We start from the raw sequence: 14,105 nt of genomic DNA on the forward strand, positions 1-14,105 counted from the left end.
AACCCCCCGCCCAAAAAAATGTGGGACAGGCATCTCGCCTGTCCCACTTCAGACATTAATTAAACGACCGCAACTAGGCAAACATTTAAATTGCAAATAGAAAGTCACCCTATCTTGCAGGACAGGCAACATGCATGTCCCATCTTGCCTGTCCCTCGCCTGTCCTATCTAATGCAAATTAAACGCCGACTAGCTTAGTAGGTTTCAACGTGCCAGCGGTGTTCCTTCTTCAGCTGCTTTTGGTAGTCAGCCCAATCGACGTCGAACTTGCCGGCTGCTGCAGACATCCCCTGATCGATGCCGCCTTCCATACCCTTCAAACCGCAGATATAGGTGTGGGTGTTGGGCTTCTGAACCAGCTGCCACAGCTCATCGGCGTTTTCTTGAATCCGGTTCTGGATGTACATCTTGCCGCCCTCAGGGTTCTTCTGCTCGCGGCTGATAGCATAAGTCAGGCGGAAATTATCCGGGAACTCCTGCGCCAACTGCTCCAGCTCTTCCTTATAAAGGATATTCGGACTGTAGGCCACGCCGAAGAACAGCCAAGCGAGGCCCTTGAACTTGTAGTCCTCATGAGATTCCTTGAACATCCGCCAGAGGAAAGCGCGGAAGGGCGCGATGCCCGTGCCGGTGGCCATCATAATCACCGTCGCCTCCGGATCGTCCGGCAGCAGCATTTCCTTGCCCACCGGCCCGGTAATCTTGACATCATCCCCTTCCTTGAGGTTGCACAGGTAAGTGGAGCAGACCCCACACACCGGCTCGCCCGTTTCCGGATGCTTGTACACCAACTGCCGCACGCACAGGGACACCGTCTTGTCATCAACGCGGTCCCCGTGGCGAGTCGAGGCAATCGAGTACAGCCTCAACTTGTGGGGTTTGCCCTTGTCGTCCGTTCCCGGCGGGATAATCCCGATACTTTGGCCTTCGAGATAGCGGAGGTCGCCCCCAGAGATATCGAAGAGCAGGTGGCGGACAGTGCCGTCCCCACCCTCGCGGACCAGCTCTTCATTGGACAGGCACTTACCAATATAGGGATTGTTGGGACGGTAAATGTTTACCGGAACCTCAGTTTTCTGTTTCGCTTCAGTCATTGGCTTGCTTTTCTCTTCTGGCTGAGTGGCCTGCAATCCATCTCCTGCGGTGGTTTGGCCATTTTCTGCCTTGGGCGCTTGGCCATTCGCTGCCCCCTCACCGGTCAGGGGGCGGATGCTGACAATTTGGCCGCCCATGCGAGCGATCCGTCGCATCTCTTGATTCATCCGGTTGTAGGGCACTGTAACAAACACGCTGCCACTGCGACGAACCGGGGCAGTTATGCCGTCAGTTGGGTCGCACTGGTTCAGGCCCACCACTTCGTAGACAAAAAGGCGGCTGCCAGACACCGTATTGGCCGCTCCACCCGCTGCGCTTGGATTGTACATCGCTTACTCTTCCCTCACCCTACAGGGTCTTTAACTGCGAGAATGTTACTCTGGAGTCAATTTTAATTTTTTTTAAGACCCAATTAACCTTAGCATAGGTAACTAGCTATCCCAGCCCAGTCAGCCTTGTAAGGGAGATCCCCTTCTGGTAAGATCGACCTCAACACTTAGTATTTAATACTTAGCTTGAGGAAAGCGGCACTCTTCCCGGCGCTGGGGTCGCCTGACTTCGAGCCGGTGGGGGCTCCTGCCTTTGTCTCAAGGGGCGCTCGTCCCTCTCCGCCCGGGCTGTACAGAGCCGATATATCGCCTCTGCGCTGCCGGCAACATCTCGGAGACGGGCGCTCGAATCCGCTTTGCGGGCCTGCGCCGCAGGCGATATTGCCGCGTCTGCTAGGGGCGTGGCCACCGGCAGGGCTTACTTCAAGGGCTACCAACTCAACTCGCTCAGGACTCAGTTAGGAAATAATCTTTAGAGGGAATCTATGACCAGTAAGCCGGATCGCGTGGTTCTAATTGGCGTAGCCGGAGACTCCGGATGCGGTAAGTCCACGTTTTTGCGCCGCTTGACAGATTTATTTGGGGAAGACCTGGTCACCGTCATCTGTCTGGACGACTACCACTGTCTCGATCGCAAGCAGCGCAAAGAAACAGGGATTACGGCGCTTGACCCCAGGGCTAACAACTTTGACCTCATGTACGAGCAGATCAAAGCGCTCAAGAACGGTCAGAGCGTCAACAAGCCCATCTACAATCACGAAACCGGCATGATCGACCCGCCAGAGGTGGTTGAACCGAATCACATCATCGTAGTAGAGGGGCTGCACCCCCTCTATGACGAGCGGGTGCGCTCCCTGCTGGACTTCAGCGTTTACCTCGACATCAGCGATGATGTCAAAATTGCCTGGAAAATCCAGCGGGACATGGCCGAGCGCGGTCACCGCTACGAAGACGTGATTGCCGCCATCAACGCCCGACGCCCCGACTTTAGCGCCTACATCGAGCCGCAGAGAGAATTTGCGGACATGGTGATCCAGGTGCTCCCCACCCAGCTCATCCCGGATGACAAGGAGCGCAAAGTGCTGCGGGTGCGCCTGATCCAGCGGTTTGGCGTAGAAGGGCTAGAGCCGGTCTACCTGTTTGACGAAGGCTCAACCATTAACTGGATTCCCTGCGGTCGCAAACTCACCTGCTCCTGGCCGGGAATTAAGATGTTCTACGGCCCAGATAGCTATTACGGCCACGAAGTCTCTGTCCTGGAAGTGGATGGCCAGTTCGACAATCTGGAAGAAGTCAGCTACATCGAGAACCACCTCAGCCACACTTCTACCAAGTATTACGGCGAACTCACCCACCTGCTGCTCCAGCACCGCGAATATCCCGGTTCCAACAATGGCACCGGCCTGTTCCAAGTGATTGCCGGCCTGAAAATGCGGGCCACCTACGAACGCCTCACCGCCAAGGAAGCTAAAATCGCCGTCGAAGTCTGAACGGGCTAGCGGCTCCCTCTCTGGCACAGGCGCGATATCGCGGTTCTCCGTGGGATGAACTATGGCCTTTGAAACCCGGTTTCTTTAACAATACCTTCGCCAATTCAGCCGAGGGTGCTACAAGCCGGTAGCCGGTGGATACGACCCAGGCGGGATATACGTTGGAAAATCTGAGCCAATAAAACTGGCTCAGGTTTTTCCGGAAGGAGTTTTATGATTTCGGCCACATATTTTGAGCCCCGACACATGGCTTTGAGATCCAGCACACTGTCCCCACAATGCTTCCCCCGGCCAGTACCCAGCAGGTGATGGGACAGGTTGACCATGAAAAATGAGAGATTGGCCGCATTAGTTACTGCCGTTTGGCTGACATTCATAAAATCTTCCAGGCCCCAGAATTGTTGTCCCGAAAATTAAATTCGATTTGAAAGCGCAGGCTGTAAAAATTTATTAACTTGTCGTAAGGCAAGTCAGGGTCACTGGTAAATAAAATGACGTGGTGGCGAGCATTAGTGCTTTGATGAGTCTTGACCAGAATCACCACATTCAGAGGTTGAGCAAATTCCTTGTGGAGCAGTTGCGCTTGATAGATATCGGTGAGGATTGGCCCATCAATCGCGCTGTTCTTCAGGTATTGAGGGGGCATGTTGCGTAGGTCAAGCTTATCTCCATATTTGCGGCGGCACTTTCGGTCAGGGTCGGGGTTTTGATAGGGGATATAAAGCGCCGAATCGTAACGAAGCTTTGAAATTAGATGTAAATTCAGCCGGCGGGCCATTTGCAGAGATGCATTATTGCCAAAGTGACCGTCCAATAGCAGATAAGTCAGGGGCAGCATACCGCCCAACAGTTTAAGCAATGACTCTATCCAACTTTGGATTTGCAATAATTCAGGATTGAGAGGGACGGCGCTTTTATTTTGATTTTTACTGCCGGCAGGTCGCCCCCCTCGATTTTTAGGTATTGGGTCGAGAGCCGTCCCGACCGTTTGATTTTTACTCCGACTCGCCTTGGGTCGTTTGACTTGGCCTTTGGGCGGGCTAGACTCTGTATTTTCAGACCCCTGGCTCAACTTTTCACGCTCGCTCTTGATGACCTGTTCGACCCTTAGAGGAAATGAACGTTTTTGCTGCACACTCACTAATGATAGTGTGAAGAAAGATAGCCCGGTTAAGGATTTGCCATACAGACTAGAAAAGAAGCGCTCAAGTCCGTAGGTTTTTTTACCGGCTTTGGTGACGACCACTTCATCTCCTGCCAGAAGATAGACTTCAGAACTCCGGTATAAATGCTGGCGAAAAAATATCCAGAACAGAGTGGCCCAAGGGAGGGCCGTGTGGAAGAATCTTTGGACAGTTCGATAACTCCCACCTGGGCCCGCCCAGCGGGACAGGCTCAGCATGGTCACTCGTCCTGTCATGGCCAACATGGCAAAGGCAATCCGGCTTAGTTGACGCACACTGGTGGCCCCAATCTCTGGTTGCAGGCACTGTAAAAGTGGTAAGATGTCAAGCATGGGCTTTTGTGGAGTTCTCAGTTGTCGTTGTAGTAAACAACAACTGTACTACAAAAGCCCTTTCCTTTTTTGGCGAAGGTATTGTTTAAGAAACCGGGTTTCTCAGTAGCTCACTCAGATGAAAACCGCTATAGACTGAAGTATGCCGGCACACAGGCATCAAATGGGCCTAACTGTAGACAAACGCGATGGTGTCGATAAAATCGAAAAGGCTGTTCTTGATATCCTCGATTTCCTCTGCAAGTGGGCCGGGAGTTTCCTCGTCCCAAAAGTGGCGCTGATCGGACACCGTGTAAACAAAGCCGGCAGCAATAAAACAGACAAAACCCCGGTAGGCATTCATGCGAACTTCAGAGCCGTCGCCGGTTTGCTTTGATATGGTTGAACCCTGAGGCATATCGGCGGCAATGAAGTAAGCGCCATCCATCAAATCATCGATATACTCTTCCCCCAAAATCTGGGAGCCTGGGAAATAGGCCAGAATAGCCTGAGAGACGTAATGGGTGAGAAACGTTTTGAAAAATTCTTCCCGGCCAACCAACTGTATCCGGTCGCCCACTTTAAGGGTAAATGGTGTATAATCAATTCTCAGGAGAGTGCCAAAATCGTCTGAAAAAGCGACAGACCCGTCTTGCGCGCTGATCGAGCCGCCTTTTTCCGGGTCAGTGGGCACCGGCACGGTGAAATTGCCGGCGGGCGACTCATACAGCTCAGTGTCTGCCGGCTCCTCATAAACTCCCACGACTATTTCCGCCAAGTCTCTATCTGTTGGGCCGGCTTGGAATGTCCGCACCTCTTGTTCTCCCTCTTCCCCCTCTTGCCATTCTCCCGACAATTCCGCAATCACCTCATCTAGAATGTAATCCGCCTCTTCATCGTCCAGACCCAAAGCATCTTGCAACTCGCATATCGCCTCAACTTCTTCATCCTCAAGCTCTCCCTCTTTCTCGGCAGCAAGCATCACAATAGAGGCCGCGAAAGCATCAGGAACCTGTTCGTAAGGCAGGGAATCATAAGCCTGATTAAACACGGCTCCCAACCCGTCCTGAACCGCAATCTTGGCGAGTCTCTTTATCAGGGTTGAGACTTCCTCTTTTGAGTATTCCTCAAACAGATCGAAGGCTAGCAGCAGGCGAGCCGCCCTTTCAAGCTCCAGCTGATTGTTGGATGTGGCCATTTTGCAGACGGTAGCAATTGCAGCCACAGCCTCCTCAGGAGCCAGGGTGAGTGTGGTTGGGTCTTCAGAATTGAATACAGAGTCAAACTTGCCCATACATTTTTTTTATGTCCGTTTTTTTTGCTTGCTATTTTTATAGCATATTGCCAGCATCTCTGTGCGGTGTGTCGCATTTCTTAAGCTAAATTTAAGGTGGGCAGCAAACACTTCCAATCGGCCTTGGCGCTCCCTCACGGGGGCGCTTTAATAAAAAGAACTCCCCACGGCAAGACCAACCATGCTGAAACCGCTCCCCAGACCCACTATACTCGTAGCTGTTGGATTGCTTATCTTCGCAGTCCTAGTGCTGACTGTAGGCCCATTCAATCGCACACCCATCTCCATGACACCAGACTCCCAACTGCTGACCGATCCATTCCTGCAACTGCCAACCCCGACTTCCGTGCGGGTTGTTTGGTTTACCGAGTTTGCCGGCACCGGCCACAGGGTAAGATATGGCAAAGACCTCAATCAGGAGGCAACTGCCACCACCAGCAAGCTAAGCCGCACTCGGGAAGACCAAAAATCGCGAGCCGGCTCCCAAACTCAGGAAAGCACCGTCTTCCAGAAGCCAACCCCCCGCCCTATCTGGCGTCACGAAGCCGAGGTTGGCGGACTGACTCCCGGAGAGCGAGTGCCTTATCGCGTCACCAGCGTGCGAGAAGACGGGCAAAGTTTCAGCAGCGAAACCTTTACCCTCGCACCGGCACCCTTACCGGGAACTCCCCTCAAAATCCTGCTGACCTCCGATCACCAGCTGATGCCGATGGTTGCGGCCAATCTCCAGAAAGTTGCCGAAACTGTTGGGCGAGTAGATGCGGTTTTCTTTGCCGGCGATTTGGTGAACATTCCAGATCGCGCCTCAGAGTGGTTTGACGACAGTCGCGGGGGCGCGTTCTTCCCCTGCCTGCAAGGTCGGGCCAGCTACAAGCTGGAAAAGAACAGCATTCAAACAGTGTACACCGGCTCCCCAATCATTCAACACGCGCCGCTGTTTCCGGCAGCCGGCAACCACGAAGTCATGGGGCGCTTTTCCACCGAAAGCAACCTCAACGAGCAGATTAATAATTCCTTCCCCCGCGCTGCGGCTGAGGAACTTTACGCCAAACATGCCGGTCAGCTGAACCCCACCGGCGAGCCGGCAGTTCGCGAAGCTTGGCTGAAAGACAACTCCTTTAATACTACCACATACGAAGAGATATTCACCTCACCCGAAAGAGGTAAAGGTGGGGAGAAATACTATGCTGTCACCTTTGGCGACGTGCGCTTGGTAACACTTTTCATCACGAACATGTGGCGAACTCCCAGTTTGGATGCCAAAGCCAAGGGAAGATACCGCGAGCGAGAGGAAGATTTGAACAATCCAGCGGCTTGGGGTTACGGGCAGCACATTTTTGAGCCCATTGCTAAGGGAAGCGCTCAGTATGAATGGCTGGAGAAAGAGCTCAACAGCCCGGAATTCAAACAGGCGAAGTACAGAGTTGTGATGTTCCACCACCCGCCGCACACCTTGGGCGACAATATCGTGCCGGCATATACCGAGCCGGTGCAAATAATCGAGCGGAATCAAGATGGCAGCATTAAAGCAATCCGCTACGAGTATCCGAAGGATAAGGATTATATTATCCGAGACGTGCTGCCTTTGTTAGAGAGAGCCGGCGTGCGGCTGGTGTTTTTCGGGCACTCGCATTTGTGGAACCGGTTTGTCAGTGATGCCGGCACGCACTTTTTGGAATCCTCGAATGTCGGCAATTCTTACGGCGCTGCTTTTGGCGACAAAAAGCGGTTTGTGCCAGAGGGGTACAGGGAAGACTATGTTGCCCTGGGCGATCCGAACGGGTTAGAGCCGGTGGTGCCGGCGATTGCGCCGCTGCGGGGTGAGGGTGGCGAGCCTGCGCCCTATGTTTCCAGTAACGATATCACAGTTTTTAGCATTTTTGATACGGGTGCCGGCACGGTGATCAGTTACTATTTTGACACCCGGGAGCCGCAATCGGAAGTGGTGAAGTTTGATGAATTTGGGGTAAGGTAAAATAGGCGGAAAACCTCACCCCCTAGCCCCCTCCCTGGCGGGGAGGGGGGGAAAGAGGTTGCGATTGGGGGAAAATTAAGATGCCGGCGAATGGAATTTGCGGCCATAAAAACGAAGTCCGCCTAGCCCTTCGGGAAGGCTTAAACAACGCGGACTAAGAGAATAAGAATACTCTTAAATCCAGCATATTACCCGCTTTTTTGTTCAGAGATGCTAGAGTAAATAAGGGGTCTTTAGCCCGCGCAGGCGGGCTTGGTCTGTATAGCCGCGATTTCTAATCGCCCGGGCCTATTTGCCAAGGCTAAAACGAGACTATCCTAACAGCTTATTTACGTCCTTTTCCGTAGAAAGCCTCAAGCACCAGGGGGAGACGCCGGGACCAGGATTCTTCGGTGTGATCTCCCTGCGGATCTTCAAAAGTGAACAGTTCCCGGTCCTGCTGGTAGTTAAACTTGCTGCGGAGAAGACCGGCCATTTCTCGCCCCCGTTTAGTGGCATTGCGCTCGATAAATGAGTTGTGGAATCCCTTATCGCGCAACAGCCCCCAATCCAGCCAGATCCTGGGTCTTGTAGTTTTGTCGCGCAGGGTGTGAGCGGTTAGCTGAATCAGGCGCGAGTTGGAAAGGGAGGTGAAGGTGCCCCAGGTGGTGTCCAGCCCCACCCAAAAAGATGGGGACAGCGCTCCAGCATTGCCAAAGCAGTCAGGTCTGCGACAGGCGATATAAAAAGCAGCAAGTCCGCCGTGGGAAGAGCCTAAAATGGTGGTTTCCCGCGCTTGGGGCAGGGTGCGGTAATGCCGGTCGATAAACGGTTTAACCCAGTTGGCGATATACTGGGTGTAGCCCTCAACTTGGCAGCACTCCCGTTTGGGGACCGGCTCGTGGGTGTATTCGCGATCTCGGTTGAGGGGGTGAACGGCGACGACGAGGAGCTTGCAGATGGCGTTCCTGTCATAAAGCTCTGTCAATCTCTCTGCTGTGTGCCAAGATTTGCTAAAAGGAGGGCCGGGGAAGAAAGCTGTCTGCCCATCATTCATGTAAACAGCGGGATACCGCTCTCCTGAAGTTTCATAATCCCGGGGAAGAAAGACGTGCACCTTTCTGGGATCATCGTTTGTCCCCGCCACCTGAAAGTTATCGTAGGTGTGAAAGAAGCCGGCGGGATGTCTTTCATCGTGAAACCAAGCGAGCTGCCCTCCCTTTTCAAACTGGGCCATATTTTTGCGCGATTAACTAGCTTACCTATTGAAATGCTTACCGCTACAAATATAGCAATAGACACTTAATTTAGGACAGGGCATCTCACTTGCTAGTAGGGATAGGCTATAAATCCTGCTGTGCGCCTAAATTTTGAGAGTGCGACCGGCGAGCTGGGCCACGACGACAGCTAGCTCATCGGGATTCACCGGCTTGGGGACGTGTATCTGGAAGCCAGCCTGCAGAGCCTGCATGCGGTCCTCGGTTCTGGCATACGCCGTCAGCGCCACCGCTGGAATCCGCCCCCCGCGACGGGCGGGAAGCGCCCTGATTTTGCGCATCAGGGTGTAGCCATCCTCTCCCGGCATGCTAATATCGCTCACCACCACGTCAGGGTTGAACAATTCCAGCACCCTTAGCGCTTCAGAAGCAGAAGCAGCTGGCGTCACTTCGGCACCGTAGAGTTCCAGGATCGCAGCCAGCAAATCGCAGGTGTCCGCTCGATCGTCCACAACCAGCACGCGCACGCCGGCGAGGGAATCCGAAGAATCATCCAAACTCTCCTGCCCTCCACAACTCCCCCGCGACAGAGTTCCCCGGGTGGGTGGCAGCACCGGCAGCTTGACGGAAAATGTCGCCCCCTGTCCAACTCCCGGACTTTGGGCGGCTACAGTTCCGCCGTGCAACTCTACCAGGTGGCGCACGATGGCGAGGCCCAAACCCAGCCCGCCGTGGGAGCGAGTGCTGGTAGAATCGGCTTGGCGGAAGCGCTCAAAGACGAATGGCAGAAACTCCGCAGCGATTCCGATGCCGGTGTCGCTGACTTGGATGTGGGCGCTCTGCGCTAGGAATTGGGAATGGGAGGATTTTGGATTTTGGATTTTGGATTTTGGATTTTGGATTGGGGATTGATTGTTTTGCTCAATGCCCAATTCCCCATCCCCAATGCCCAATTCCCCATCCCTCATTTCCGCTGACAGCCGAACCTCGACGCGCCCTCCTGAGGGCGTGAACTTAACCGCATTGGAAAGCAGATTCCAGACAACTTGCTGCAACCGGCTGGCATCGCCCCTGACGCGCCCCATACAGAAGTCTAACTGCGCCTTGATGCAAACATCCTTAGCCTCTGCGACTGGGCGCACAGTATCGATCGCCGCCTCAATCACTTCTGAGAGTTCTACCTCAGCCAGTTCCAGGTTAATCTTGCCGCGAATAATCCGCGAAACATCCAGGATATCCTCAATCAGCTGCGCCAGCGATTTCCCGTTGCGTTCAATCTTTTCCAAAGCGTGAGCGGCGCTCTTTTCATCGAATTTCTGACTCCGCAGCAGTGAAGCCCAGCCAATTATCGAAGTCAGGGGCGTGCGCAATTCGTGGGAGAGGGTGGCGAGGAATTCGTCCTTCATGCGGTTTGCCATCTCAGCTTCCGCCCGCGCCGCTCGCTCGCTCTCCAGCAGCACCTCCCGCTCCGCCTCTGCCCGCTTGCGCTCGGTAATGTCGGCGCACGCGCCGGTCATATAAAGCGGCTTGCCCTCATCGTCGAAGAACGTTTTTCCCTTCTCCGACAGCCAGCGGACGCTGCCGTCGGGCCAGAGGGCGCGGAACTCCAGGTCCCGATCCCCGCCCTCAAGGGCGCACAGCTGGCAGCGCCGGCTCACCTCTTCCCTGTCTTCCGGGTGAACCCGCTCTAAAAACTCCTCTATCCGGCACACTGTCTTGCCGGGGGGCAAACCGAAGAGCCGGTGCAAATTCTCATCCCAGTCTACAGTGCCGGTGCGGATGTCCCACCGGAAGGTCCCGGTTTCCGAGGCAGCCAGCGCCGCGCTCAGGCGCTCCTTGCTCTCCCGCAGCGCCCGCTCGGCCAGCTTTTGGTCGTGGATGTCGGTAGCCGTGCCGAACCACTTGACAATCTGGCCTTCCCTGTCGAGCAGGGGCACCCCCCGGCTGAGGTGCCAGCGGAAGGAGCCGTCTGCCTTCCTGACGCGGTGCTCGCACTCGTAAATCTGGCCGGTCTGCACCGCCTGCGTCCAGGCTTCTACTGTGGGCTGTTCGTCCTCTGGGTGCAGCACAGGCTGCCACCCCCAGCCGCAGCCATTCTTTTGCGAGATGCCGCTGTACTCCGCCCAGCGCTGGTTGTAGTAATCCACCGACCCGTCCGGCTGAGCCGTCCAGACAATCTGGGGCATGGCTTCCGCCACAGTGCGGAATCGCTCCTCGCTCTCGCGCAGCATCCGCTCCACCTGCTTCTGATTGGTGATATCGGTATTGATGGCGATCGCGCCGATAATCTCGCCATTGCACCAAATCGGGGCGGCGGCGCTGCGCAAGGCAATATCGCGCCCCGATTTCACCTGGCGCACGAGCACCTCCCGAACTGTAGCAGTTCCCTGCAGGGCGCGGACAAAAACCAAGTCTTCCACGGGCACACGCTCTCCCGTATCGGGGTAGCGCGTTTGAATCCGCTCAACGAGTCCGGCAAGATTTTGCTTGAGGTCCTCGGCACTGTCGAAACCCAGAATTTTAAAAGCCAGTTCGTTGCACTTCCAGATTCCCGTTCGATCGCCGATGTACACCGCATCGGGAATACTCTGTACCGTCGCCTCCAACTGGGCGCGTTCCTTTTCTAGCTGGCGAATCAATCGCGTGCGCTCTTCCTCCGCCCGCTTGCGCTCTGTCAGGTCCACAACGATGCAGACCGTCGTTTCCTGCGTCCCCTCCAGCAGAGCGCCGGCGGCCAAAATGGGGACGCGGCTGCCATCAAAGCGGATGTATTCTTTTTCAAAGGGGGCAAAAGCGCCGGAAAGTTTGATTTCCTGCCATATCCGCTCGTCTTGGGGCAGGTGCTCTGGCGGCGTCAGGGAGCGCCAGTTAATCTTGCCGGTGAGCAAGTCTTCTCGCGTGCAGCCAATCATTTGCAGGAAGGCGTCGTTGGCTTCTGTGATTTCGCCGCTGCTGCCGGCGGTGATGACGCCAAAGACGTTGGATTCAACCAGCCGCCGGTATTTTGATTCGCTCAAGCGCAGGGCTGACTCCGCCTGTTTGCGCCCGGTGATGTCCAGGAAGTAAATTGACAGACCTTCCGCACACGGATAGAGGCGAACGGCAAACCACTTGCCGAACCTCGGGTAAAACTCTTCATACTCGACTGTTACCCGCTCGGTAACAGCTTTTTGACAGTGCGCGCAAGTGGGTGAGTCGAGCAATTCGGGAAACACTTCCCACATGTTCGAGCCAATTAGCTGCGAGCGGGGTTTGCCTAAAAGTTGCTCTGCTTTGGAGTTTACATAAGTGTACCGCCACTGAGGGTCTAGGCTAACCACTCCGTCGGCCATGCTTTCAAAAATATTGGTAATTTGCCGGGTTTTTTCTCGCAGCGACTCCTCAAATTGCTTGCGGTCGCTAATGTCGTAAGTGATGCCGAGAATCTGATAAATTTCCCCCCGCTCGTTCAGCAGCGGCACATAAGTGACGATTGCGGTGTGGGTGCCGGCTGCCGGCAAAGTGCTGGTAGATTCTACAGTCCGCACGCTGCGCGTTGCCACCGCTTGTTTGAGCGCCGGCAGATAGGTCTCTGTCACCTCTGGCGGGAAGAGTTCCTCATCGGTATGCCCGACAAGGGCTTCCAGAGGCAGTCCGCTGCGCTGAATCCCTTCCGCATTGACAAACTGCAACCGCCGCTGAGCGTCGTAAATGACGAACGGATTGGGCATGCTATCAATCGCTACCCGGAATCGCCGCTCGCTTTCTCGCAGTGCGGCTTCAGCTTGCGCCCGAACGCGAATTTCTTCTTCGAGTCTCCTGTTGGCGGCTTCCAGCTCTAAGGTGCGCTCCCTCACTCGCTGTTCCAGCTCTTCGTTGAGCCGGCTTTTTTCTGCTTGCGCTCGCACCCGCTCGCTGACATCTCGCGCGATGTGAGCTGCGCCGATGAGCTGGCTGTTTTCGTCAAAGATAGAACTGTAGGTGATTTCGTAGCAATTCCGCTCTAAGCCTTCTGAACCAAATTCTTCAATGACGGTGAATTCTTCTCCGCGCAGGGCGCGGTTCCAGATATCTAGAGCTTTTGCTCGCTCCTCTGGCAAGTGAGTCAAGGTATCAGCCAGGCTCATTCCCCGTTCAATTGGCTTGCCAAATATTTTCTCAAACTCTTGCTTGTAGGCGCTGTTGAAAGCAATAAACCTGAAGTCTCTGTCGAGGGCTGCGATTAAGTTATTACTGCCTTCGATGATACCATTTAGGTTCCGCCCGATAATTTCTTCCTGCGCTCGCTTCGCCTGAGAGAGGTCGCGGATTATTTTCGAGAAGCCCTGGAGATTTCCCGCTTCGTCTCTCAATGCCGCGATCTCAGCACTCGCCCAGAACCGCGAGCCGTCTTTGCGCACCCGCCACCCCTCCTCAGAAGAATGGCCCTCGGTTGCTGTTACTTTCAGTCGCTCAAATGGCTTGCCTAGATCAATATCTTCTTGGGGATAAAAGCAGGAGAAGTGCTTGCCGAGGATTTCACCGGCTGCATACCCGTTAATGCCTTGCGCTGCCAGGTTCCAACTGGTAACATAACCTTCTGGATCGAGCGTGAAAATCGCGCAGTCTCGCACGGCACCAACCAATAAGCGGTAACGCTCCTCGCTTTGCCTCAAGGCTTCCTGATTTAACTGAGATCGCCGCTTGGCAGCGCTCAGCGCCGCGATTATGTTGCTGATCAGCAATCCCTCCAGCACGAACAGACCCAGCCGCACGTTTTGCCCCAAGTGCGGGCTCAAGAGGGAATGGGTGGGACTTAAAAAGAAGCAGTCGCCGAGCAAAGCGGACAGAACAGTGGCCAGCACCCCGGGCCACAAGCCGCCATACAGGGCGCTGGCCATGACGGCGGCAAAAAACAGCAGAAAGGGGCTTTCTATTGGGATGAGGGGGTCTAGCAGCAGCTTTACAGCCAGCGCCACCAGCACAGCCAGCACAGCCACACCGTAGCGCCGCAGCGGATAGGCGATTCTTCTGAACATCTTCTCTCCCGGGCTCTACCTGACTGATTTTAGCATATATAGCCTTTCTCGTATTAGTCAGGTACTGAGAAACCCGGTTTCTTTAAGAAACCGGGTTTTTGGCACAAGTGTTGAATTCTGTCACAAAACTTTACATTTTAGCTTACATTTATCCTGCCCTGAGTAAAAATGCTTAGCCAGAGAGAAGTCGTTCTATCCAGTGGACATAGCTGATTTCTTGACACATACAACATT

6 protein-coding genes and 1 pseudogene are annotated in these 14,105 nt (G+C 54.6%); 2 read left to right on the forward strand and 5 right to left on the reverse strand.

Going from position 1 to position 14,105, the window contains the following annotated elements; translation table 11 throughout:
* Positions 1-194 precede the first annotated feature (194 nt).
* Positions 195-1,424, reverse strand: coding sequence for a bifunctional rod-capping linker CpcD/ferredoxin--NADP reductase PetH (gene cpcD/petH, locus OSC10802_RS0105110; protein ID WP_017715708.1), 1,230 nt, complete (start codon positions 1,422-1,424; stop codon positions 195-197).
* Between the two features lie 485 nt (positions 1,425-1,909).
* Between cpcD/petH and OSC10802_RS0105115 the strand changes: the two genes are divergently transcribed.
* Complete coding sequence (locus tag OSC10802_RS0105115; RefSeq protein ID WP_017715709.1) at positions 1,910-2,914, forward strand: phosphoribulokinase; 1,005 nt, start codon at positions 1,910-1,912, stop codon at positions 2,912-2,914.
* A gap of 104 nt (positions 2,915-3,018) precedes the next feature.
* Here the strand turns inward: OSC10802_RS0105115 and OSC10802_RS38750 are convergent.
* Positions 3,019-4,430, reverse strand: a pseudogene (locus OSC10802_RS38750) (transposase).
* 169 nt (positions 4,431-4,599) lie between these two features.
* Positions 4,600-5,703, reverse strand: a complete 1,104-nt coding sequence (locus tag OSC10802_RS0105125; protein ID WP_017715710.1) for a tellurite resistance TerB family protein — start codon at positions 5,701-5,703, stop codon at positions 4,600-4,602.
* A 286-nt stretch (positions 5,704-5,989) separates the two neighbouring features.
* On the opposite strand from OSC10802_RS0105125, the gene OSC10802_RS0105130 reads away from it, so the two are divergent.
* Positions 5,990-7,678: a purple acid phosphatase family protein gene (locus tag OSC10802_RS0105130; protein ID WP_017715711.1), complete on the forward strand. Its 1,689-nt coding sequence runs from the start codon at positions 5,990-5,992 to the stop codon at positions 7,676-7,678.
* A gap of 325 nt (positions 7,679-8,003) precedes the next feature.
* Here OSC10802_RS0105130 and OSC10802_RS0105135 read toward each other — a convergent pair whose 3' ends face one another.
* The gene (locus OSC10802_RS0105135) at positions 8,004-8,894 is read right to left on the reverse strand and encodes an alpha/beta hydrolase (protein ID WP_017715712.1); all 891 of its coding nucleotides are present in this window, start codon (positions 8,892-8,894) and stop codon (positions 8,004-8,006) included.
* Positions 8,895-9,020: 126 nt separating this feature from the next.
* The gene (locus tag OSC10802_RS43965; RefSeq protein WP_017715713.1) at positions 9,021-13,871 is read right to left on the reverse strand and encodes a PAS domain S-box protein; all 4,851 of its coding nucleotides are present in this window, start codon (positions 13,869-13,871) and stop codon (positions 9,021-9,023) included.
* Between the last annotated feature and the right edge of the window lie 234 nt (positions 13,872-14,105).

Origin of the sequence: Kamptonema formosum PCC 10802, assembly GCF_000332335.1 — a bacterium.
Classification (GTDB): domain Bacteria; phylum Cyanobacteriota; class Cyanobacteriia; order Cyanobacteriales; family Oscillatoriaceae; genus Oscillatoria.